General features: G+C 36.3%; 22 protein-coding genes. 12 read left to right on the top strand and 10 right to left on the bottom strand.

The features are described from left to right. Positions 1-61: 61 nt before the first annotated feature. The 11 genes from mraY to ACM6F9_RS14630 all read left to right on the top strand — a co-directional run bounded on the left by mraY (position 62) and on the right by ACM6F9_RS14630 (position 14,181). Complete coding sequence (gene mraY / locus ACM6F9_RS14680) at positions 62-1,303, top strand: phospho-N-acetylmuramoyl-pentapeptide-transferase (RefSeq protein ID WP_105702237.1); 1,242 nt, start codon at positions 62-64, stop codon at positions 1,301-1,303. A gap of 83 nt (positions 1,304-1,386) precedes the next feature. Beyond that, positions 1,387-2,712: a UDP-N-acetylmuramoyl-L-alanine--D-glutamate ligase gene (gene murD, locus ACM6F9_RS14675; protein ID WP_414846390.1), complete on the top strand. Its 1,326-nt coding sequence runs from the start codon at positions 1,387-1,389 to the stop codon at positions 2,710-2,712. Between the two features lie 42 nt (positions 2,713-2,754). After that, a complete protein-coding gene (locus tag ACM6F9_RS14670) occupies positions 2,755-3,993 on the top strand; it encodes an FtsW/RodA/SpoVE family cell cycle protein (RefSeq protein WP_105702239.1) in 1,239 nt (412 codons plus the stop codon). A 1-nt stretch (position 3,994) separates the two neighbouring features. Then, a complete protein-coding gene (gene murG, locus ACM6F9_RS14665; protein ID WP_414846389.1) occupies positions 3,995-5,095 on the top strand; it encodes an undecaprenyldiphospho-muramoylpentapeptide beta-N-acetylglucosaminyltransferase in 1,101 nt (366 codons plus the stop codon). Between the two features lie 146 nt (positions 5,096-5,241). Further along, positions 5,242-6,600: a UDP-N-acetylmuramate--L-alanine ligase gene (gene murC, locus ACM6F9_RS14660; protein WP_414846388.1), complete on the top strand. Its 1,359-nt coding sequence runs from the start codon at positions 5,242-5,244 to the stop codon at positions 6,598-6,600. A gap of 30 nt (positions 6,601-6,630) precedes the next feature. Continuing rightward, positions 6,631-7,596, top strand: a complete 966-nt coding sequence (locus ACM6F9_RS14655; protein ID WP_414846387.1) for a cell division protein FtsQ/DivIB — start codon at positions 6,631-6,633, stop codon at positions 7,594-7,596. Positions 7,597-7,681: 85 nt separating this feature from the next. Next, positions 7,682-9,067, top strand: coding sequence for a cell division protein FtsA (ftsA, locus tag ACM6F9_RS14650; RefSeq protein WP_414846386.1), 1,386 nt, complete (start codon positions 7,682-7,684; stop codon positions 9,065-9,067). Between the two features lie 98 nt (positions 9,068-9,165). Beyond that, a complete protein-coding gene (ftsZ, locus tag ACM6F9_RS14645) occupies positions 9,166-11,076 on the top strand; it encodes a cell division protein FtsZ (protein ID WP_414846385.1) in 1,911 nt (636 codons plus the stop codon). Positions 11,077-11,249: 173 nt separating this feature from the next. Then, on the top strand, positions 11,250-11,696 hold the full coding sequence (locus ACM6F9_RS14640) for a GatB/YqeY domain-containing protein (RefSeq protein ID WP_414846384.1): 447 nt from the start codon (positions 11,250-11,252) through the stop codon (positions 11,694-11,696). Between the two features lie 454 nt (positions 11,697-12,150). Continuing rightward, on the top strand, positions 12,151-12,561 hold the full coding sequence (locus ACM6F9_RS14635; RefSeq protein ID WP_105702246.1) for a BrxA/BrxB family bacilliredoxin: 411 nt from the start codon (positions 12,151-12,153) through the stop codon (positions 12,559-12,561). Between the two features lie 105 nt (positions 12,562-12,666). After that, positions 12,667-14,181 (top strand): GH3 auxin-responsive promoter family protein, encoded by a 1,515-nt coding sequence (locus ACM6F9_RS14630; protein WP_414846383.1) that lies wholly within the window; start codon positions 12,667-12,669, stop codon positions 14,179-14,181. Between the two features lie 76 nt (positions 14,182-14,257). Here the strand turns inward: ACM6F9_RS14630 and ACM6F9_RS14625 are convergent, their stop codons facing one another. From ACM6F9_RS14625 to ACM6F9_RS14580, 10 genes are all read right to left on the bottom strand, one after another. Beyond that, on the bottom strand, positions 14,258-14,701 hold the full coding sequence (locus ACM6F9_RS14625) for a hypothetical protein (protein ID WP_414846382.1): 444 nt from the start codon (positions 14,699-14,701) through the stop codon (positions 14,258-14,260). Between the two features lie 27 nt (positions 14,702-14,728). After that, on the bottom strand, positions 14,729-15,091 hold the full coding sequence (locus tag ACM6F9_RS14620; protein ID WP_414846381.1) for a hypothetical protein: 363 nt from the start codon (positions 15,089-15,091) through the stop codon (positions 14,729-14,731). A 4-nt stretch (positions 15,092-15,095) separates the two neighbouring features. Next, on the bottom strand, positions 15,096-16,067 hold the full coding sequence (locus ACM6F9_RS14615; protein WP_414846380.1) for an endonuclease/exonuclease/phosphatase family protein: 972 nt from the start codon (positions 16,065-16,067) through the stop codon (positions 15,096-15,098). Positions 16,068-16,140: 73 nt separating this feature from the next. Then, positions 16,141-17,133 (bottom strand): endonuclease/exonuclease/phosphatase family protein, encoded by a 993-nt coding sequence (locus tag ACM6F9_RS14610; protein ID WP_414846379.1) that lies wholly within the window; start codon positions 17,131-17,133, stop codon positions 16,141-16,143. Positions 17,134-17,142: 9 nt separating this feature from the next. Continuing rightward, a complete protein-coding gene (locus ACM6F9_RS14605; protein WP_414846378.1) occupies positions 17,143-17,898 on the bottom strand; it encodes a rhomboid family intramembrane serine protease in 756 nt (251 codons plus the stop codon). A 6-nt stretch (positions 17,899-17,904) separates the two neighbouring features. Continuing rightward, positions 17,905-19,701, bottom strand: a complete 1,797-nt coding sequence (gene mutL, locus ACM6F9_RS14600) for a DNA mismatch repair endonuclease MutL (RefSeq protein ID WP_414846377.1) — start codon at positions 19,699-19,701, stop codon at positions 17,905-17,907. A 317-nt stretch (positions 19,702-20,018) separates the two neighbouring features. Continuing rightward, positions 20,019-20,846, bottom strand: a complete 828-nt coding sequence (locus ACM6F9_RS14595; protein ID WP_414846376.1) for a YoaK family protein — start codon at positions 20,844-20,846, stop codon at positions 20,019-20,021. Positions 20,847-20,875: 29 nt separating this feature from the next. Further along, a complete protein-coding gene (locus tag ACM6F9_RS14590) occupies positions 20,876-21,370 on the bottom strand; it encodes a hypothetical protein (RefSeq protein WP_414846375.1) in 495 nt (164 codons plus the stop codon). Between the two features lie 247 nt (positions 21,371-21,617). Then, positions 21,618-23,030: a sensor histidine kinase gene (locus ACM6F9_RS14585; RefSeq protein WP_121486834.1), complete on the bottom strand. Its 1,413-nt coding sequence runs from the start codon at positions 23,028-23,030 to the stop codon at positions 21,618-21,620. 3 nt (positions 23,031-23,033) lie between these two features. Next, positions 23,034-23,741 carry a response regulator transcription factor gene (locus ACM6F9_RS14580; protein WP_414846374.1) on the bottom strand — a complete coding sequence of 236 codons (708 nt, stop codon included), beginning with the start codon at positions 23,739-23,741 and terminating at the stop codon, positions 23,034-23,036. A gap of 194 nt (positions 23,742-23,935) precedes the next feature. On the opposite strand from ACM6F9_RS14580, the gene ACM6F9_RS14575 reads away from it, so the two are divergent. Beyond that, positions 23,936-24,505, top strand: coding sequence for a helix-turn-helix domain-containing protein (locus ACM6F9_RS14575; RefSeq protein ID WP_079243618.1), 570 nt, complete (start codon positions 23,936-23,938; stop codon positions 24,503-24,505). The last annotated feature ends 170 nt before the right edge of the window (positions 24,506-24,675 follow it).

Here is a 24,675-nt window from a genome sequence, read left to right as displayed (position 1 = left end):
CAATAATAACTGATTGTATCATTCATCAATTATCAATGATTATTTATTAACAATTGAAACTATGCTATACTATCTATACGAATATCTAACCGACCATGGAATTCACGTTCCGGGATTAGGAATGTTGAAATACATCTCCTTCCGTGCCGGAATGGCTGTATTATTCTCACTCATTATTGCTCTTGTCTACGGAAAAAGAGTAATCAATTACCTGAGAACAAAACAAATGGGTGAATTGGTGCGTGATCTTGGATTGGATGGTCAAAAACAAAAAGAAGGAACTCCTACTATGGGAGGGCTTATCATTATTTTGGCAACCATCATTCCGGTATTGCTGTTTACAAGAATCACCAATGTGTACATTGTACTACTGTTGGTTTCTATGTTTTGGATGGGTGCTATTGGTTTCCTTGACGATTATTTAAAGAAAATCAAAAAAAATAAAGACGGTTTAAGTGGTAAATTCAAAATTGTAGGACAGGTCGGATTAGGGCTAATTGTCGGAATTACAATGTATTTCCACCCGGATATTACGGTTAAAAGAAAATATGCAGATGCTAAAGTAGTGAATAGAAACAATGTAGAGCAAAACTTTATGCCTACAGAAAAAATTACTGTTTCTACCGTTCCTTTTGCCAAAAATAATGAGTTTGATTATAGTGGAATTTTATTTTGGATGAATGATAAAGATGCCCATGAGTGGGCATGGATTGTCTTTATTCCCATTGTGATCTTCATTGTAACAGCCGTTTCAAATGGCGCCAATATCACAGATGGAATTGATGGTCTCGCCGCAGGAACAAGTGCAATTATATTGCTTACACTAGCTCTTTTCGCATATCTTTCAGGGAATATCATCTTTGCAGATTATCTGAATATCATGTTCCTTCCGAATATGGGAGAAACCACCATTTTTGCCGTGGCAATGGTAGGTGCCGTGATCGGATTCTTCTGGTACAATACCTATCCTGCGCAGGTTTTCATGGGAGACACCGGGAGTTTGATGCTGGGAGGAGTAATTGCCGTTTTAGCCATTATTTTAAGAAAAGAATTGTTGATTCCTGTATTATGCGGAATCTTCTTAATTGAAAACGTATCTGTAATGCTTCAGGTCGTAGTTTTCAAATACAGAAAAAGAAAATTCGGGCTGGAATATGCCCAAAACAATAGACTGTTCAAAATGTCACCATTACACCATCATTATCAGAAAGAAGGATTTCACGAAAGTAAAATTGTAAACAGAATGATCATCATCGGGGTAATACTGGCTATTGTATGTCTGATCACATTAAAAATGAGATAAAAAATCAATTTAAAAATTAAAAGATTGAAACATTGAATAATTTTTTTAATCATTAAATCTTTTAATCATTAAATCAAAATAATATGAAAATAGTTGTTTTAGGAGGTGGAGAAAGCGGATGCGGAGCTGCTTATTTGGCTAAAAAGAAAGGTCTGGAAGTATTTCTTTCAGATAAAGGAGCCATTAAGGATAACTATAAGCAGTTTCTTACCGATAATGAAATTGAATTTGAAGAAGGAAACCACGATGAAGAAAGGATTTTAAATGCGGACTGGATCGTAAAAAGCCCGGGAATTCCGAAAAAGGCAGACATCATCAATAAAATTCATGAAAAAGGAATCAGACTTTCCTCTGAAATTGAATTTGCTTCTGAATTTACAGACGCTAAGATCATTGCCATTACCGGAAGCAACGGAAAAACAACCACTACTTCCCTGATCTACTACATCCTGAAAAATGACGGATTGAATGTAGGTTTAGGAGGAAATATAGGATACAGCTTTGCCAAGCAGGTTGCAGATGAAAATCACGAATATTATGTATTGGAAGTAAGCTCTTTCCAACTGGATGATATTCAGAATTTCAGACCCTATATTTCATTATTGTTGAATCTGTCTCAGGACCACCTGGATCAGTACAACTACAATTATGAGGAATATGCTTTGGCTAAATTCAGAATCACTGAAAATCAAGAGAATGACAACTTCTTTATCTACAACAAAGATGACGAAATGAGTAAGAATCTTCTTGAAAAACTTGAAATAAAGGCTAAAATGATTCCTTTCTCCATCAAGGAGAAGTTACTGGAAGGAGGTTTCATCAATGAAGATGAAATTGTGGTAAAAATGAAGGACGAATTCGCAATGAAAGTTGAAGAATTGTCTCTATTGGGAAATCACAATGTAGCCAACAGTTTAGCTGCTTCTATAGCAGGTAAAATATTAAAAATCAACAATGAAAGCATCAGACATTCATTGATGACATTCCAGGCCGTAGAACACAGATTGGAGTTTGTTACTGAAATTGATAATGTAAAATACATCAACGACAGTAAAGCAACCAATGTAAATGCTACTTACTACGCCTTAGAAAGTATGAAAACACCAACCGTATGGATTGTTGGTGGATTAGATAAAGGAAATGACTATACCGAAATTGAAGATTTAGTCAAAAGAAAAGTAAAGGCAATTGTTTGCCTTGGAGTAGACAACGAAAAGATTATAAATTTCTTTAAAGATAAAAAAGAAGTTATTTATGATACTTCAAGCATGGAAGAAGCAGTGAGAATTTCAAAATCACTGGCCAAAAAGGGTGATACCGTTTTATTATCTCCATGCTGCGCAAGCTTTGATTTATTCAAAAGCTATGAAGACAGAGGACGCCAGTTTAAAGAACAGGTATTAAAGTAAAATGTTTATTGTACAAAGTACATTATACATCAATACAAAATTATGGACGAACAGAACACAGAAAGCAGATTTGAATTTCTAAAGGGCGATAAAGTACTTTGGATGGTCATCCTTGTGATCTCCATTTTCTCTATTTTCCCTGTATACTCTGCCAGTTCAAATCTGGAATACATTGTTAATAACGGGACCACAACAGGTCACGTTATTAAACATATGTTCTTTGTAGTCTTGGGATTAGCCATTATGAGACTGGTAGGAACCATAAAATATGAATACATCGGAAAGCTCAGCAGCATCCTGCTCGGCCTTATGATTGTTCTGCTGATTGTTACCATGTTTACCGGACAAACCATTGATGGAGCCAGTGCTTCCAGATGGCTGAAAATTCCGGGAACACCCATCTCTTTCCAGCCTTCATCATTTGCTTTTTTAATGCTCATCATCTATCTGTGTAGATATTTGACCAAAAAGATCACCAGAGAAAGGCTTCCGATAGAGAATATCATGTATATTTTCGGGCCTATCCTGCTTGTTTTTGTATTGGTAGCAAAAGATAACGGATCTACAGCATTAATGATTTTAATGGTTTCCGTAGTGGTTCTTATCATAGGACAGCTTCACTGGAAATACATTGCAGGATTCATTTCCGCATCATTTGTAGCCATTGTCTTATTCTTACTGATTGCTTTAAATACCAATATGATTGGTGGAAATCGTGTGCATACATGGATGAGCCGTGTAGAAACATTTACCTCGAGCAAAGCAAAATCGGCTGATGTAGATGATGAAAGTATCAAAGCGAAAAACTATCAGGTAATGCAGGCCAAAGCAGCCATTGTACATGGCGGAATTACCGGAATGGGGCCAGGGAAAAGTGCATTGAAACAAATGCTGCCACAATCTGCCTCCGACTTTATTTTTGCGGTTATTGTAGAAGAATACGGAGTAATAGGAGCTGCTTTTCTGATCAGTTTATACCTGATCATGATGATAAGGATTGTAATGATCGCTAGTAAAATGCCGGCGTTTTTCGGATCGTTGCTCGTGCTCAGTCTCGGGGTAATGATTTTCATCCAGCTTTCGGTCAACATAGCCGTTGCCGTGAATCTGATCCCGGTAACAGGGCAGCCTCTTCCTTTGATCAGTTATGGAGGAACCTCAATGCTGGTTACCTATTTGCAGTTAGGCATTATTTTAAATATAAGCTCAAGAATCCAGATTTATGATGAAGAAGGAATGGGCAAAAAACAAAGTATAGCAGAAATAAACGATATCGCTTAAAATGGACAAAAAATTGAAAATAATATTATCAGGCGGCGGAACAGGAGGTCATATCTTCCCGGCCATTGCCATTGCTGATGAGATCAGAAAAAGATTTCCTGATGCAGAATTTTTGTTCATTGGTGCCAACGGGAAAATGGAAATGGAAAAAGTTCCCCAGGCAGGCTATAAAATTGAAGGAATTGATATTGCAGGAATCGACAGAGGGAATCTGTTATCCAACCTGGGGCTTCCTTTCAAGATTCTGAAAAGTTTATCAAAATCTAAAAGGATTATCAAAAACTTCGCCCCCGATTTTGCGGTAGGAACTGGAGGATTTGCCAGCGGACCAGCGCTTTATGAAGCAAGTAAAATGGGAATTCCGATTTTTATACAGGAACAGAATGCCCATGCTGGGGTAACCAATAAAATTTTAAGCAAGAAAGCCAAAGCCGTTTTCACAGCGTATCCAAAAGTAGAAGGTTTTCCGGCAGAGAAAATAAAATTCCTCGGAAATCCGATTCGTGAAAATATTATTTCAGGAATGCAGGAAACCGCTCAGGCAAAAGAAAAAATGGGATTAAATAAAGACAAACTTACGATTCTGTCTGTAGGAGGTTCTTTAGGATCCAGAACATTGAATAATGCCTGGAAATCTCATTTAAAACAAATTGTAGATAAAGATTATCAGCTGATCTGGCAGACAGGAAAGCTTGATTATAAAGATATTTTAGAAGAAACAAAAGATTCAGATACCAGAAATATTCAGATTCTTGAATTTATCAAAGATATGGAGCTGGCTTATTCTGCAGCTGATATCATTGTTTCCAGAGCCGGAGCTATTGCCATTTCAGAGTTGGCTGTAGCACAAAAACCAGTGCTTTTGGTACCTTTCCCTTTTGCAGCGGAAGATCATCAAACCAAAAATGCTATGAATCTTGTTGAAAAAAATGCAGCAAGAATGGTGAAAGACTCTGAAATGCAGGAAAAATTCTGGAATACATTATCAGAAATCTGCGAAAATGAAAACGTAAGAAAAGAAATGTCGGACAATCTTACCTATTTTGCCAAGCCAAACGCCGCAAAAGAGATTGTAGATGAGATTTTTAAAGTGATAAAATAATTAAGAAAGGCTTCGACAAGCTCAGCCTGACACCGTTAAAATTTAATCCATTAACGAGTTATTGGTGTTAGTTGATTAATGCCTTATAAAATATTAATAATAAAAACTCTGAACTGGTTAAAGAGTTATTAAAGATTAAAGTATAAATGAGTAATTTACAAACATATCAAACTTTTTACTTCGTTGGTATCGGAGGTATCGGAATGAGTGCATTAGCACGCTATTTCAACGCGTCCGGGAAAAAGGTATTGGGCTACGATAAAACCAATACAAAATTGACCCAAAACCTGATGAATGAAGGTATTGATATTGTTTTTGAAGACCTTATTGATGAAAGGATTACTGCCCTTCAGAAAGAAGATACTCTCGTAATTTATACTCCTGCTATTAAAACGCTTGGAATACTGGATTACTTTAACCAAAATCAGTTTGAAATCCTAAAACGCGCTAAAGTTTTAGGCTTAATTACTGAAAATACAGACTGTATTGCTGTTGCAGGAACTCATGGAAAGACCACCACATCTACCCTTGTGGCTCATTTATGCAAAGAAGCAGATCTTCCTTTCTCATGCTTTTTAGGTGGAATTTCTGAAAACTTTAAATCCAACTTCCTATACAACGGTTCCAAATATTCCGTGGTAGAGGCAGATGAATATGACAGAAGCTTCCTGAACCTGTCTCCGGACTGGGCAGTTGTGACTTCTACAGACGCAGATCACCTGGATATTTATGGAGACAAAAGCCATATTGAAGAAGGTTTCAGACAGTTTGCTGCTTTGGTTCCTAAGGATCAACAGCTTTTTGTAAGAAAAGGCTTAGAAATAGGCAGAGGGCATCAAACCTATGCGGTGAATGAGCCTGCAGACTATTATTCGGACAATCTGAGAATGGAGCATGATAAAATTTATTTTGATTTCCATACCCCTACTGAAAAGATTAAAGATTTTGTTTGGGAAATTCCAGGGATCCATAATGTCGAAAATGCTACTGTAGCACTGGCTATTCTGCATAATTTAGGCGCAGATTTTGATACGCTGAAAAAGGCAATTGCTAATTTTAAAGGAATTAAAAGAAGATATACGAAACATATTTATCAAAACGGTAAGATTTATATTGATGATTATGCCCACCACCCTACAGAAATTAATGCTGTAATGGGCTCAATCAAAACATTTTACCCTGATAAAAAACTATTGGTAGCCTTCCAGCCACACCTTTTCAGCAGAACAAGAGATTTCGCAGATGGATTTGCAGAAAGTTTAAGCAAAGCAGATGAGCTTATCCTGCTAGATATTTACCCTGCAAGAGAACTTCAGGAGAATTTTGAAGGAATTACTTCAAGCTGGCTGCTGGATAAAGTAACATTAGATAAAAAAGAAGTATCCACATTATCGGATGCTTTTGAAAAAATAAAAGATAAAGATTTTGATATCCTTCTTACGGTAGGAGCAGGAAATATAGACACCCTGTATGATCCTATTTGTGAATGGATTGAGAAAATTTGAGTATAAACGCAATGCTCGCAAAGAAAAAATATGAAAAATAAATACAGAATATTAAAAATTGTTGTCACTGTAATCATCCTTGGATTGTTACTGAGTTTCTCATTGAAGAGATTCAGCCACCAACAGATTACGGACAATAAGATTTCTGTAAAAATGAATGAGAAAACTCCGGTCTATTTCGTAGATGAAAAAGACATCAGAGAGATTGTAAAAAAAGAAAACCCATCAGGAAAAGTAGGTGATCTTAATATCCCATCTTTAGAGAAAAGAATAAATTCTCTTCCTGCTGTTGACAGTGCCAATGTCTACCTGAATTTGAACGGAAAGCTGAATCTGGACATCAAGCAGAGAGTTCCTGTTTTCAGACTCAATAAAGATGGAAAAGACTTTTATGTAGACGAAAAAGGAATTGAATTCCCTATCTCCAGGACGTATTCACATCCCTGTATGCTTGTAACAGGAAATGTAAAGCCGGATGAATATGAAAAATTGGCAGAACTCGTAGAAAAGATCGACAAAGATGATTTCAGTAAGAAATATTTTATTGGAATCTCAAAAAATAAAGAGAGTTATAGCCTTCTGACAAGCGAAGGAAATTACCGGGTAGAAATCGGAGACCTTGATAATATTGATTTTAAAGTAAAAGGATTTAAGACTTTTGTAGAAAAATACCTGGTATATCAAGACCCTCAGAAATACAGCATGGTCTCTGTAAAATATCAGAACCAGATTGTCACTACTTTAAATCCATATTTTAAAGAAAATGACAGTATTTTAAAAGCAGGAAAAATGGAATTGGCAAAAGCCCCTACAATAGCGGCAAAAAAAACAGAGACTAAACCAAAAATAGCGGAAGCAAAAAAAGCAGGTTCCACACCAGCCAAACCGAAAGAGGCTACAAAGACAAAAACACATACAAAGGAAACGAAAAAAACAGAGAAAAAACCAACTGCCCCGGCAAAACCCAAGCCCAAGGCAAAAGTAAAAATAGAATAAGTCTTTCAGGACATTTAATACACAAATAGGATAATATCCTTACAGAAAAAAGGAAAAAAGTAGAAAAAATCAAATCGATATAAAAATGGAAAATCAAGAGTATTCAGTAGGTCTGGACATCGGGACAACGAAGATAGTCGCGATTGTCGGAAGAAGGAATGCACACGGGAAGATAGAAGTTCTCGGTGTAGGAAAAGCTAAAAGTCTTGGTGTTCATAAAGGGATTGTGAATAATATTTCACAAACCATCAATTCAATCAAGGCTGCAGTATCCGAAGCACAGTCCAGTGCTGGCGTTCCTATCCGCAAAGTCACGGTAGGTATTGCAGGAAAACACATACGTTCTCTGCAGCACTCCGATTATATTATGCGTGAACATCCTGATAAATTTATTACAGACGATGACATTGAAGCATTAAAAGATCAGGTAAAAAAGCTGGTCATGCTTCCTGGAGAAGAAATTATCCACGTACTTCCTCAAGAATATAAAGTGGATTCCGAGGGGGAAATTCAAGAACCCGTCGGGATGCACGGAAAGCGTTTAGAAGCTAACTTCCATGTTGTAGTAGGCCAAATGGGAAGCATCAGAAATATTGCAAGATGCGTTCGTGAAGCAGGATTAGAAATGGAAGCTCTGACATTAGAGCCATTAGCATCTTCAGAAGCTGTCCTTACAAAAGAAGAAAAAGAAGCCGGTGTAGCCATTGTTGACATTGGTGGTGGAACTACAGATATTGCTATATTTAAAGATAATATCATCCGTCATACCTGTGTGATCCCATACGGTGGCGGAATTATTACCGAAGATATCAAAGAAGGATGTTCTATTATTGAGAAACATGCAGAACAACTGAAAGTAAAGTTTGGTTCGGCTGTTCCCGAATTAGAAAAAGACAGTACTTTTGTAACTATTCCGGGGCTTCACGGAAGACCAGACAAAGAGATTTCTTTAAAAACTTTAGCACAGATCATCAATGCGAGAGTAGAAGAAGTTTTGGAAATGGTGAATACAGAACTGAAGGCTTACGGTGCTTTTGAACAAAAGAAAAAACTGATTGCCGGAATCGTTCTTACCGGCGGTGGTTCAAACCTGAAACACCTTCGTCAGCTGGCCAATTATACCACAGGTTTTGACAGTAGAATCGGTTTTGCGAATGAATATATAGCCAACGATAAGAATCAGTACCTGAAAGGCCCTGAATTTGCTACTTCTATCGGGTTACTGATGGAGAGTTTAAAGATCAGAGACAAAAAACAGACTGCTGATGAAATCATAGAAGTTGTTGCAGAGCAGCCAAAACAGGAAACTGCTGCAACACAGGCAGAAACGGTTCAACCTGTTCAACAGGCAGCGCCAGTTCAGGAGCAGCATTCTTTTGAAAATGAAAAGCAAGAGAACAGAAAAGCGAAACTCACCTTCGGGCAGTCGCTTATGGAAAAAGTAAAAAAATTCTTTGAAGAAGTAGAGTAAATTATAAATGATGAATGATAAGCGATAAACGATTTTTTCCTTATCAATTATCATTGATCAATTATCAATTATCAATTATAATTATTAAAAGTATAGTTATGGAAAATATAGGTACACAAGGATTTTCATTTGATTTGCCAAAAGGAAATTCATCCATCATAAAAGTAATCGGTGTAGGAGGCGGTGGAAACAATGCGCTGAAGCACATGTACGAGAAAGGAATTCACGGAGTAGACTTCGTGATCTGTAATACGGATGCTCAAACTCTAGATAATAATCCTGTTGCCAATAAAGTACAATTGGGGACTACCATTACCGAAGGTCTTGGAGCAGGAGCTGATCCTGAAGTAGGAGAAAAATCAGCCATCGAAAGTATTGAAGACATCAAGGCTGCTATGGGCCAAAACACCAAAATGGTGTTCATCACTGCCGGAATGGGTGGTGGTACAGGTACCGGAGCCGCTCCAGTCATTGCTAAAGTAGCAAAAGACATGGGAATTTTAACGGTAGGTATTGTTACCGTTCCTTTTAGCTTTGAAGGTAAAAGGAGATTAGATCAGGCCGAAAACGGGCTTGACAAACTAAAGAATAATGTTGATTCATTAATTGTTATCAATAACGATAAATTAAGACAACAATTTGGGAACCTTGGATTTAAACAGGGATTCTCAAAAGCTGATGAAGTTCTAGCCAATGCAGCAAAAGGAATGGCAGAAGTTATTACGGGTTACTTTGATGTAAACATTGACTTTAGAGATGCTAAATCTGTGCTTCAGAATTCTGGTACAGCATTGATGTCTACAGGAACTGCTTCAGGTGAAAATAAAGCTGAAGAAGCAGTAAGAAAAGCCCTTGATTCCCCATTATTGAATGATAATAAGATTACAGGAGCTAAAAACGTTCTGTTATTGATCAGAAGTGGTGCTGAAGAAGTTACCATGGACGAAATCGGTATCATTATGGACCATATCCAGAAAGAAGCAGGAAACACTGCAGATATTATCTTCGGGGTGGGTGCAGATGAAGAATTAGGAGATGCAGTAAGCGTTCTTGTTATTGCTACAGGATTCTCAAACGACAATAAGAAATTTGCAGGACCTACAGAGAAAATCAGAATCAGCCTTAACGATAGTTTTGAAGCTCAAAAAAACTCTCCTTTCAAAACAAGAGAGGAAAGAGAATCAGCTCCTGAAACAACACATGATTTTGGCGGTAAAAACCTTTTCAGACTAGATGACGAAGATCATAACACTCCCTTCAATGCAGCATCTACGGAAAAAAAAATGATTATTGAAGAAGAGCAGCCAAGAACTGAAATAAAATTCTTTGATAAAGAGGAAGATACCTTAAATACTCCTGAACAAAATTGGAGAAATGAAGAAGAAGAACAGGAATACAGCTTGCTTTCAATTGATGAAGAGAATGAAGATCCAAATGATCTTGAAATCCAGTCTTTTTCATTTGATTTTGAAAATAAAAAAGATGAGCCACAGTCTGGAACTACCTTTAACAACTCTTTTTCTGAGGAAAAACCTGTTGAATTCAGTTTCTTTGTAAACGAGCCTGTAAGAAATGAGCCGAATACTGATTTCGGACAGCCAAAAGCAGAGTTTAATGTGCCTACCAATGCTGCGGTAGCAGAGCCTGCTCAAAAGATTGAAACATTCTACCAAAAACAGGAAGAGCCAAAAGCAGAAACAAAACCTGCATTTGAAAACAAAACAGAAATTGAAACTCCAAAAACTGAAGAATCAGAATTCACGTTTGTGAATAAAACGATGGATCAGGAAAGAGTCATTGAAAGAAGAAATAAATTAAAAGAATTCAACTCACGCTACCAGAGCTTTGACAGCACAAGTGAGTTTGAATCTATTCCTGCTTTCAAAAGAAAAAATATCTCGATTGACGGAAACAATGCTTCAGATCAGAACATCAACACCTATCTGTCTGACAACAACGGATCTATACAGATCAGAGAAAACAGATTTTTAAATAAAGACGTAGACTAAAACTAATTTGAAAATGGAATAATTTGAGAATTTGAAAATTATCCAACTGGTAGAAATTATGAATTCGGTGTATTAGTTAATTATTTTAATTAATAATATAAAGTCCAATCATTTACCATTGTTTTTATTATTTTTCAAATTATTTCATTCTCAAATTCTCAAATTATAAACTTATGAGTTTAGAAAATACAATAAGCGAAGCTATAAAAACAGCCATGAGAGAAAAAGACAGAGTAGCTCTGGATTCTCTGCGTGCTGTAAAATCTCAGATTCTTCTTTTAAAAACAGAAGCAAGAGGCGCTGAAGTTTCTGCTGAGCAGGAAATTGCCATTCTGCAGAGAATGATCAAGCAGCGTAAAGATTCTTTTGAGCAGTTCACTGCTCAGGGCAGACAGGATCTTGCAGAAGTAGAAGAAGCTCAAAGTAAAGTCATTGAAAAGTTTTTACCTCAACAGCTTTCAACAGAAGAATTAGAAACAGAAATCAAAAATATTATTTCTGAAACCGGAGCTGAATCTATCAAAGATTTAGGGAAGGTAATGGGAGCTGCTTCAAAAGCTTTAGCCGGAAAATCAGACGGAAAAAGCATTTCCGAGATGGCTAAAAAGCTTCTTTCATAGTGTGATCCGGGTTCGGGATTTAAGTTTATTTTAAAGCCCGCAAAACGTATCTCATTCCATAACTAAGGATATACAACCTTTGCATATCGATTTGATTAGAAGCCCGGAACTCTTCAGTTCCGGGCTTCACTTTGTTTGGATATTAAAGTTTGTTAATCAGTTTGATTCTAAACTGAAAAAAGAATTAAGATACTACCATATTTCAGAAAGTATTTAAGTGATTGATTGCTTGAGGGAAAGCTTTTAAATGTTTTTTCACGGTCGTTTGTTTTTCAGAATCATTTCAAATTTAATAATAATATTTTATTATTCCTAGCATTATTTCATGTTTTTCATAATATTATTACAATATTAATATTTGATTAATTTTTTATGACTAAACGATTGATAGTTTTTATATATTGAAGAAAAGCAAAGAATTGCTTAACTTTGTACAGATAAAAAACAATAATATATGTATCCAACAGATTTGGTAATGCCTATGAAGGCAGAGCTTACAGATAAAGGTTTCCAGGATTTAACAACTCCAACTCAGGTAGAAGAGGCTTTGAAGCAGTCAGGAACTACTTTATTGGTCATCAATTCCGTATGTGGCTGTGCTGCAGGAGCTGCAAGACCAGGAGTAGTGTACTCTTTGACAGGAGATAAGAAACCTGATCATTTAACAACTGTTTTTGCAGGTTTCGATACTGAGGCTGTAGTAGAAGCAAGAAAACACCTTGCTCCATTTCCTCCAAGTTCTCCATGTGTAGCCCTTTTCAAAGATGGTGAATTGGTTCACATGCTGGAAAGACATCACATCGAAGGAAACCCTGCAGGAGCTATCGCAGCAAACCTTCAGGCTGCATACGATGAGTATTGCTAGTAAACAATAAACTAAATATCAAACCGTTACAGATTTTGTAACGGTTTTTTTATTTAATCACTTAAAAAATTTTCTGAAAATTCAAATATCATTATATTTGTTGGAATGGCAACCAAAGCACTTTTCAACACCGTAGTCAACTGGTTTATCCGACAAAGGATAGATCAGATACAGAATTTCATGGACCATCCCATTGAAACACAGAAAGGTATACTCTTTTCCCAGCTGTTTCATGCAGAGGACACAGAATATGGTAAGCTGTACGGATTCAATTCTATATCAAGTTATCAGGATTTTAAAAACAAGGTTCCTATTGTTACCTATGAAGAAATGGAGCCTTATATTGAAAAAGCAAGACAGGGACAGAAGGATGTAAGCTGGCCCGGACTTATTAAACATTTTGCCAAATCATCGGGAACCACCAATGCCAAGAGCAAATTTATCCCTATCTCTGCGGAAAGCCTTGAATACTGCCATATGAAGGCAGGAAAGGATATGGTTTCCATTTATGCCAATAATCATCCCGAAAATCAGCTTTTTAATTATAAAAATTTACGGCTTGGGGGAAGTTCAGAATTATATGCAGATTTCAATACAAAATTTGGAGACTTATCAGCTATTTTGATTGACAATCTTCCGTTTTGGGTAGAAATTACCACGACTCCCAGCAAGAAGGTTTCTTTAATGGGAGAATGGGAAAGCAAATTGAAAGCAATCACTTCTGAAGTAAAAAATGAAGATGTGGGAAGTATCCTTGGGGTACCAAGCTGGATGATGGTTCTTCTGCAAAGAGTAGTAAAGGAATCCAACATTGAAAGTATTTCGGAGCTATGGCCTAATTTGGAGGTGTTTTTTCACGGCGGAATTAGTTTTAAGCCCTACAAGGAACAATTCAGACAGATCATCGGAAAAAACATCAATTACTACGAAATTTACAATGCTTCTGAAGGGTTCTTTGGTATACAGGATAGATCAGACAGTGATGAGATGCTTCTGATGCTGGACTATGGTATTTTTTACGAATTCATTCCTATGGATCAGTTCCATTTTTCAAATCCAAAGGTTGTAAGCCTGGAAGACGTGGAAGTTGGGAAAAACTATGCAATGGTGATCACAACCAACGGAGGACTTTGGAGATACCTGATTGGAGACACTGTGGTCTTTACCTCTACCAATCCTTTCAGGATAAAAATAACGGGAAGAACAAAACATTATATCAACGCTTTTGGGGAAGAATTGATGATTACCAATGTGGAATCCGCCCTTTCAAAAGCCTGTGAAGCAACAGGTGCACAGATCACAGATTTTACTGGAGCACCAGTTTTCATGAAAGGAAACGAAGGAGGTGCCCATGAATGGATCTTTGAATTCAGTCAGTACCCGGATAATCTGGACAGTTTTATTGATACTTTTGATAAGCATTTAAAGACCATTAACTCAGATTATGAAGCCAAGAGATACAATAATATAACACTTAAGAGACCTATTGTTCATATTGCTAAAAGCAACCTGTTTTATCATTGGCTGGAGGCTAAAGGAAAGCTTGGCGGGCAAAATAAAGTCCCTAGATTAAGCAATGACAGGGAATACATTGACCCATTGCTGGAAATGAATAAATAAACATTATTTCTTAAACGTTCTATTTAAAGATAACAAATAAAAAAGCCGCAATTCTAATTGAATTACGGCTTTTGCTTTATTTACTTAAGTCTTCTTTCATTTTTTTGGCAGCTTCCTCTACTTTTGAAGCTCCTTTTTTAGCTGCTTCCTTCGCATCCTTTCCGGCTTCCTGTGCTCCGGTTTTAATATCTTTTCCTACTTTAGTAGCTTCAGTTTTGATATCTTGACCTGCTTTATGAAGATCTTGTTTCGTTTTATCTGCAGTGGCATCAATTTTATCTTTAGCCTTCTGAGCAGCATCATCTATCTTATTTCCAGCAGCGTCTACTTTAGCCTTCACATCTTCTTTAGCATCGTTGATCTTCGCCGTATCAACGGTGTTTGGAGTTTCTGTAACGGTAGTTGTTGTAGTGGTAACTGATCCGTCAGAATTTTCTACCTGCTCTGTTTTTGTTGTTGATTTTGTGCATGCTACAGTGAATACTGAGATCACTACAGCTGCCAGGATTTGTTTTTTCATATTGTATATTGTTTAATGATGTTGGATTTATTGTGTTTTAGTGTCTGATGCTGAAGGTGTTTCAGAAGCTTTCTGTTTCTTTTCGGCCTCTGCTTTCTTCTTTTCCTCTTCCTGTTTTGCTTTATTTTCTTTTTCCAGCTCTGCTTTTATCTTATTCTCTTCTTCCTGAAGCTTTTTAGCCTGCTTTACTGAATCAAGATATTGAGGGGAAGACATTCTTATCTTTCGGGCAACATCTACAGAAACGGCTCCTGTAGAAAAGGAATCAACAGCTGCTGTATCATACTTGATCATCACTTCCTGTTCGGCACCAAATCCCGGAGATTCTTTCTTCGAGCAGGCAGTAAAGAGGAGTATAAAGACGAAAATAGCAGACAATATATTTTTCATGGAACTAATTTAGCAGAAATTCTGCAATTACGGGATAATGATCCGATAATTTCACAGACTGATCTACTTTATAGCTAAGAGGAATAATGGATTTTGAACTGAAGATATAATCAATTCTCAGAGGAACTTTATAGTCATGAAAACTGCTTGCACTTCCTTTTCCCGCTACCAGAAAGGCATCCTGAAGATCCTTACCAAGATTATAATATTCATAAGAATTAGGAACAGAATTAAAATCTCCCGCCAGGATAACCGGGTAAGGGGATAAATCTACCATTTTTCTGATTCTTTTTACTTGATCTTCATGCGCCTGAAATGTTGGAGTCATATGAGACAGCAGTGTAGAAACGTTTCCCAAGCCCAACCCGTCCAGTTTGGTAAACATAGATTTATGAAGCCTAAACGGCTCAAGATAAACATTAATGATTCTGATTACTTTTCCATTGATATCAATATCAGCATAGAATGAATTTCCACGAGCTTTCTCATCAATCAACTCTGCCTGTCTCACAATTTTATGTTTTGTTTTCAGAATAACGGAAGGATACTTTATAAGATCCCTCTTTATAGCGCGGTTAGTATCTTTTTCCTGTACAAGAATGATATCAGCATCTTGTTCTTTGATATAATTTTTTACTTTATCCCAACCATACTCTCCATATTTTACATTAAATGTCAATACTTTAATATCCCGTATTGTTTTTCCATTTTCTGTTTTGGGGGAAAAATTGATCCATCGTCTGATGGGGTTATAGAAAATAAGTGTACCTAATGCAAAAGCGATCGCTATTTTTTGTTTTTTAAAGATCCATATCAGCGTAAAAATCACGTGCGTCAATATCAGATAAGGAAAACCAAGCGAGAGCAGATTAAGGTTACCTAAAAGATTAGGCGGAACCCACGCATTCCCTAATGTGCACAACAGCAAAATAGCAACAGCGATATGTAAAAATAGTAATATCTGGTTCGACTTCATGAAAAAACGGTCTTGGTACTGTTTTCTTTCAACAAAAATCCTACCAAGCAGATAATTTTAACTCTTTTTATGATTACTTTCTCTCCTTAGAAAACCTCACGATGATAGGATAATGATCTGAAACATGTATAGAACGGTCAACTTCGTAAGATATTGCCTTTAATGATTTTGAAGAAAAAGCATAATCAATTCTGATAGGAAATTTATAGTCATGAAAACTGGTTGCGCTCCCTTTTCCGGCTGTTAAAAAGGCATCTTCAAGTCCTTCTGACAAATGATAATATTCATAAGAATTGGGAACAGAATTGAAATCTCCGGCAAGGATAACAGGATATGGCGAGTTTTCAACAGCCTGCCGAATAAAACCAACTTGTTCCTGATGCTTTTTAAACGTAGGAATTAGTCTTTTGACAACGTCTTTTATTTTTTGTTCATTAGCATCGGTATTCCCATTAAGCCTTACCATATCTTTATCAAAACGGAATGGATGAAGGTATACATCAATAAAACGATACACTCTGCCATTGATTTCTATATCAGCCTGTAGACCGGGGACTCTTACACTTTCATCCTGTGGATCTATTGATTTCTGGCTAATGATTTTATGTTTGGTTAAAATAGCAAAACCTCCAGATGGATTTGTTTTTTGGTAGCCTTCAAATTTATATGATATTCCGGAATCTTCCTGTAAAAAAATAACGTCTGCATTCTGAGACTTCAGATAAATCCCTATTTCTGAGACTCCTCCTCCTCCTGCTCTGGTATTGAAGGAAACTATTTTTATATCAGAATCTCCATTTTTAGGTGAAGAATAATTTACCCATCTTTTTACCGGATTAATAAAAGCCAGCCCTATAAACATGAATATAAAAGCTCTCTTTTTCCAGCTGAATACCCAGAATATTGTTAGGATGATATAAGAGATCATCAGTATCGGAAACCCTAAAGAAAGTAAATTAAACCACGGAAAAATTTTAGGTGGAATATAGGCATTCAGTAATGTTCCCAGCAAAAGAAACAAAATTCCAAGATGCAGGATGAATAGTATGAGTCGGAAAATTTTCACAAAATAATTTTAATTGAATCTGTACAAATGTTTTTTCCAAATTCGTGCCAAGAGCCAGCCAACCAAAGCACCTCCCACATGAGCAAGATGAGCAACACCGCCGCCGTTACCTGAAACTCCAAGATATATAGAAACCACCACAATAATTGGCAGCAGGTATTTTACCTTAATCGGAACAGGAATAAACATGATTCCGATTTTAGAATCAGGATATAAGGTTGCAAATGCAGCTACTACTCCGAAAATTGCTCCGGAAGCTCCAAGCATAGGTGTTTTTAATAAAGTATAATATTGACTGGATAATTCCAGCCCTTCAGCTGTTGTAGCACTAATCTTCAAACTTCCCACATAATCAAGAGCTGCTTTCGGATAAATTTCTGAAGCATTTAGTCCTAAGCTTTGTAAGCCAGAAATAATTTGTTGAGCTTCCACAAAATTCCAAAGATTGAATAAGAAAAATGAACCCAAGCCACTTGCAAAATATAATATCAAATATTTTTTGTCTCCTAATGTCTGCTCCAAAATGGGTCCGAAACTGAATAATGTAAACATATTGAATAAAATATGCATTATACCCCCAGACTCTCTAAGTGGAGCATGCATAAACATATGGGTAATGATCTGCCACGATTTGAAATTAGGAGAAAAAGGATAAAACCCCGAAAGTGTATTGTATAAGTTCGGAAGCAGAAAATTAGCAACCAAATAAACAATCACATTGATGATAATGATATTCCTTGTAATCGGTGGTATATTGTTAAACATAATCTTTTAAAATTTGTTTTTAAAGTCGTTAAACGGAACTTCATAAAAACATCTTTTGCCGTCCGGTAAAAATTCCGGGAAGCCTAATGCTGTAAAATCTTTAATAAGCTGTTCCGCATCTTTTTTATAAATAAAGTCAAATCTTGACTTCGACTGCATTTTATTCCATTGGTTATGGTAATACTGCAAAAATTCTTCTTCTGTCTTATAGTCCAGAATCTCAAAAAGGTTTTCTAAGAACTTCATTGCCTGGGTTTCTTTCAGTCCTTCGGGAAGAGAATCTATTCGAAGTACACTTTCATGAGCAATTTTCATGTCAAACCCTAATTCTGGAAGATATTTTTTTATCGAATTGTATTTTGTCTTTTCGATTTCATTCATATGATACTCCAGAGAGAAAAGAAGAGCATGGCTGTTTGTACTTGATTTTCTGGTAGATTTGTTCCCTTCAGAAACCAATAATCTGTGCATCCTTCCAAGATCCAGCATTAATGTGACATCTCCTTTATTGAAAAGCCAGTAGCCATTCGGGAGTCTCATCAAATCTTCGTCAAAGTCTTCATCTTCAAATAAATTAATCTTTGAAGGTTCTGCTGTAATATTCTGATGATACATTTCCGTAAGGTTCTGAATTTCCTCCGGGTGTACTACATTTTTCTCCTCCAGAAACGGATTGTAATCTTTATCTACAATGATTTCAGGCATTTTGATAATCCCTCCGCTTCTTCCCCCTCCGTTTCCTTTGCTTGGAATAGGTTTGTTCATCATCTCATCCAGTTCCGGATCTCTGTCGAAGTCCAGGCTTGGGGAAACATTATAAATTCCTAAAGACCTTTTAATCGTTGAACGAAGCAAAGCAAAAATAAGGTGTTCATCCTCAAATTTCACTTCTGTTTTCTGCGGATGGATATTGACATCTATCTTTTCCGGATCAAGTTCCAGAAAAAGGAAAAACGAAGGCACATATCCCGGTTGAAGCAGTCCTTCAAAAGCTTCCTGTACTGCCTTATTGAAATAAGGGCTTCTGAAATATCTTCCGTTTACAAAAAGAAACTGCTCTCCTCTTGCTTTCTTAGCTCCTTCCGGCTTGGCAACGAAACCATGAAGCTTACACCAGATAATATCTTCTTTAATGGGAATCAAAAGCGGCTGGAGTTTTCTGCCGAAAACATCTACAATACGCTGCATCTGGCTTCCTTTTCTCAGTCTGAAAACAGCTTCATCATCATGGAACAAGGAGAATTCCAAATTCTCATGAGCCAAAGCAACACGCTGGAATTCATCAATAACGTGTCTGAATTCAATATTATTATTTTTCAAAAACTTCCTTCTTGCAGGAACGTTATAGAAAAGATTTTTCACTAAAAAATTTGATCCGTCTGCTGTCTGAATCGGGTCCTGAAACTGGAAAACTCCACCTTCTATATAAATATTGGTGCCGATGGAAGTATCATTTTGTTTCGTTCTCAATTCCACCTGAGAAACTGCCGCAATAGAAGCCAGAGCTTCACCACGGAACCCTTTTGTGGCAATCTTAAAGATATCTTCTGTTCCTTTGATTTTGGAAGTAGCATGTCTTTCAAACGCCATGCGGGCATCTGTTTCGGACATTCCTTTCCCGTCGTCTACCACCTGAATAAGATTCTTTCCGGCATCCCTGATGATCAATTCAATCTTCGTTGCATCTGCATCTATAGCGTTTTCCAAAAGTTCTTTCACGATGGATGCAGGCCGCTGCACCACCTCTCCTGCTGCAATTTGGTTGGCTACATGATCCGGTAAAAGCTGAATAATATCTGACATAAAAACGTAAATCAACTTACAAAAATAGTCAATGAAAACGGGAATTAAAATACCAAAACCGTGATTTAATATTTAATTATCAACATTTTTACCTATTTATCCCCAACTGTTTTTTTTAATGTTTGTAATGAAGGGCTTTAGCAAGTTTATTGATTCGATCAGGAAATTTTCATTTTAACAACCATTAATAACAGGATAAAAAACAAGAAATTTATAGATTTTTAGTTTAATTGTTAACAAAAACACCCCTATTCTATAATAAAATAAGGGCATTTACAGCTAGTTTATACAAAAAATTAATAGTGTGTTTTATATTTTTAATCCTCAAAGACAAGCTTTGGTTTCTTCTCTTTTTTAGGAATTCCATGGATTTTCTCATACAGATAAGCAAAAATATTGGCCTTTCTGTAAATTCTGTTGTATCTGTACTTCGTGTTGAAATGACGGATATGAATTTTATACGCATCGTAGCCGATGACAATCAGCAGACATATACTGATCACATAGAACACTCTGAACTCCAGATAATAATACGTCAACCCAGAAAATACCGCTCCCATTACATATGCAAGCATAATACTCATCAGAAGTTTGGCTCTACCAATCAACTCTCCATTTCTTCTGTATTTTTTCTGTGTAAACATCGATGCCAGGATTCCTAAATCGGTGGTTGTTCCGGTAAGGTGGGTGGTTTTCACAGAGAAATTGGAGATACTTGCCGTTAATCCGTTTTGAAGTCCGGTAGCAAAAAGCATCAATGCAACCAAATATTCTGTTTCTTCTAATGTTTTCTGGTAATAAAACTGCCCATATACTCCTACAAAAAGCAGACATATAATTTCCAGCACAATAGGCATGGAATGGGCAAAATATTTACTTTTCTTATTAAAATTGATCACAATAAAGTTGGATAGGAAACTTCCGAAGAAGAACAGGAAGATCCACCCTCCTACGACTCCTACCTGCGTCCAGTTTCCTTTACTGATCTCTGCAGCTAAAATAGCATAGTGTCCCGTTACGTTCGACGTAAAAGAGAGAAATATCAATAGGGAAGCAATGTTTATAGTACCCGCCGTGAAGGCAGTCAGCGTCCCCAACCTGATATTGTCTCCCAGTGTCCTGCTGTTACTATAATTTCTTAACATTTTTTATCGTTTTTAAAATAGTTTAATTTTTAGACCTCTACAAAGATCTCTGCCAGTCTTCCTCTTTCGGGAAGTCTTTCTCTCACTTCAACTGTAATTTCATGAGATTTCAGTTCTTTGCATTTTTTGATGTAAGGAATCAGATCGAATTTGCCTTTTCCTTTGCTTTTGATAGATGGAGAATAATAAGCCTCCTCAATATTTTCCGCCTTTACATACTGGTTGAATGTTCTTTGGAAACTTCCTGTAAAGACATCACAGATGATTTTGTTAACAAGGTGAGGATATTTATTACTGATAATTCCAAAGGCATCACAGAACTCTGTTGGTCTGATTTTATTAAAAACAGATGTTTTGGTACTGAACAAAAGATCCCTGATAGAATCCCCGGAATCATACCCGGAAGTCAGAAGAATATTGTATTGGTTCTGATCTTCTGCTGCATCTTTCTCTTTAAGTACTTTTTTCAATATATTCAATGACTCAAGAGAGTAATCTGTTGCAATTAAAATTGTTTTAGCCATGTTCTTATTATTTTGTATTATGTTGATCTTTTTTGATGATACAAAACTAGAACGACCAAATTAGAAGGTCTTTGGAATGGAATTAAAATGTGATTAAAGAGATTAAAATGAGATTAGAAAATTGTTAAGAGGATTTAATATAGCAATAAAGCAAAATCGAAAAGGATCGAGATTACTAACACAATACGCTGTATATCAAGATTAAATACACTAAAGAATAAGTAAACAAACGCCAAAATGGAGTTTCTTACTTATTTATCTCTTCGTTTTTCTGCGTACTATAGAAATTTGGAAAACGCATTTGTACGGTTGTTCCCTGATTTTCATGCGAGCTTACGATCAGCTCGCCATTGTGCATTCTTACGATGTTTCTTGCCAGCGGAAGTCCGATTCCATAACCTTCATAATTATTGGTATTAGAAGCTCTGAAGAACGGATCATAGATTTTGTTCATTTCTACTTCCGGAATTCCGATACCATTATCTTTTACAATGATATACACATCCGTATTAGTGGCTCCCAGAGAAACTTTAACCTGTTGGAAATTAGAATATTTACAACCATTGCTGATGATATTGGCCACTGCAAGATGCAGTAACTGCTCATTCCCCTGTACTTTCAGTTTTTTTGGATTATCGGGAAGCATGCTGATATCCAGATAGATATTATTTCGGGAATCAATTTTTCTAAGAGTTTCAATAACATCCCAAAGCAATTGATCAATTCTTACCTTATCCATTTTCTGGATTTTTCCATCGAATCCGGTTTGGGCAATCATTAGTAATGCCTTGATCTTTTTATCCAGTTTTTCGGCTTCATCCAGAATGATTCCGAGAGTTTCTTTGTACTCATCAGCTGTTCTGCTAATGGAAAGAGCAACATCAGCCTCGCCCATAATGGATGTAAGAGGGGTTCTCAACTCGTGGGAAACATTTCCAATCAGGTGATTCTGGGTTTCGAAAGAGGTTTCAATACGGTTGAGCATATCATTGAAAGTATCTACCAGCTCATTAAGCTCTTTATTATCAGGCTGAGATTCAAGTCTTAAATGAAGGTTTTCAGAACTGATTTCCTTTACTTTCCCTGTAATTTTTAAGATCGGTCTGAATAATGTTTTAGACAGATAAAAAGAGAAAATCATACTAAAGAAAAGTGATAGCACAATACAGGTAAGCAGTGTTCTTTTCAAAAAGCCCAGATAATAAACAACATAGTGGTTTTTAGCAGAAGCAATGGCTATATAATCTTTATCATCATATCTGAAACTTTGCCCTATATAATAGAATTCTTCATCATTATAATTGGACTCTCCTTCTTTGATGATATTTTTAAAGAAATACGAAGGAATATGAACCTCCTGAGATATTTTTTTGAAATTGGAATCCGTTGGAACTGCAAAAACATAGTCTTTTTCCATCGGAAGCTCTTCGTCATTTAAACTGCTGAGAACATAGTTTTCCGGAAGGTCAAGATGGTCTTTGCTTTTTTCGATCTGAACAATAGTTGCTGTTCTGATCTTCAGCAGCTCATAAAATCTCTGGTGCGAAAAATTAACGATAGAAAAGTACACCAAACCACTGAACAGCAAAATGATGGCGGTAAAAACCAACATCAAAAGTACCATCGTTTTGGTCTGATTTGTAATGACTTTATTAAACATTCATTATGTCTTTTTCAGCACATACCCCATTCCTATCACGGTATGAATCAACTTATTATCGTCGTGACTATCCAGTTTTTTTCTTAAATAATTTACATATACATCTACCACATTGGTTCCCAGCTCATAGTTTACACCCCAGACTGCATCCAGAATTTCGGCTCTTGAAATTACTTTTTCAGGGTTATTTAAAAAATACAGCAGGAGTTTATATTCTGTGGAAGTAAGAGAAATATCTTCTCCGGCACGGGTTACTTTTTTGGTATAATCGTTCACCATCAGGTCCGAAAACTGAAATACATGCTCATTATCCGGTTCCGGTTCAGCAATTTCCTGAGGACCGTTGTTATTGCTTCTTCTTAGCAAAGACTTCACACGGGCTACCAGTTCAATGAATTTAAAAGGTTTCACCAGATAATCGTCTCCACCGCTTTCTAATCCGAGAACAATGTTTTCTGAAGTTCCCAAGGCAGTTAGAAACAGAATAGGAACACTCTGATTGGTTTTTCTTATTTCTTTACACACATCCAGACCATTCATTTCCGGAAGCATAATATCTAAAATTACCAGATCGAAATCGTTAGCCTGCACCAGCTGCACTCCTGTACGCCCGTCAAAAGCAACAGAAATTTCATATCCATTTTCCTGAAGTCCTTTTTTAATAAAGGAAACTACACTGGTTTCGTCTTCGATAAGAATAATTTTTTTCATAGATGAAATAAGGAGTTTTACAAAAATAGGGAAATTTTCTTGGGGAGAAAAGACGAAAGAATCTGAGCAAGCCGAGAAAGCAAATAATAATTTTCAATGAATTGATTACCTCTCATATCCAAACTCTATAGAATAATATTACCTTTGTTTTCAATATAATGATGAAAAAATAATCAGGTTAAATTACACACAGTATGAATGACTTTTTAATAGGTATCGGCAAGAGATTAAAGGATATTAGAAAAAAGAATAATTTAACCATTAATGAACTGGCTTTCAAAGCCAATGTGAGCAACGGTCTTGTTTCCAGGATTGAAAACGGAAGAACGATTCCTTCGCTTCCTGTGTTATTGGATCTGATTCAGTCTCTTGAAATAGATGCCAGCTATTTTTTCGAAGGAGTTGAGAAAAAATCCAACGCCAAGTTCATTTATGTTCCGAAAGAAAGCCAGCAAGTCATTGAAAAGGAGGTGGAAGCTGAAGGATTCAAATACATGCATATTTTTAGCAAAAGTCTTCATTCTTTAGGGTTTGAAGCTGTTCTACTGACTCTCGAACCGAATTCTAAAAGAGAAAAGGTCATTACGGATGCCTGGGAATTTAAATATATCCTGAAAGGAGAAGTAAAATATGTAATTGATAACGAAGAAATCATCCTAAAAGAAGGTGATTCCCTTTATTTCAATGGGAAGTTTCCTCACGTTCCGGTAAGCATTAGTGATGAGAGCTGTGTGATGCTTGTTCTTTATTTTTATACGGCTTAACTACCTTTTTTTAACGCAAAGTTTTTTTATTGTTAAACCTTATAGTTTTAAGGGTGCAAAGCATGGAATCAATTTCATTGATTCTTTCTAAGGGTATGCATAATAATCATACTTCATCAGCGACAACGTCGCCACCTTTGCATCCTTGGTAATTTGCATTATAGTAAATG

It is taken from the genome of Chryseobacterium sp. IT-36CA2 (assembly GCF_949767875.1).
In the GTDB taxonomy this organism is placed as follows: domain Bacteria; phylum Bacteroidota; class Bacteroidia; order Flavobacteriales; family Weeksellaceae; genus Chryseobacterium.
This window is presented reverse-complemented; position numbering and strand designations above follow the sequence as displayed.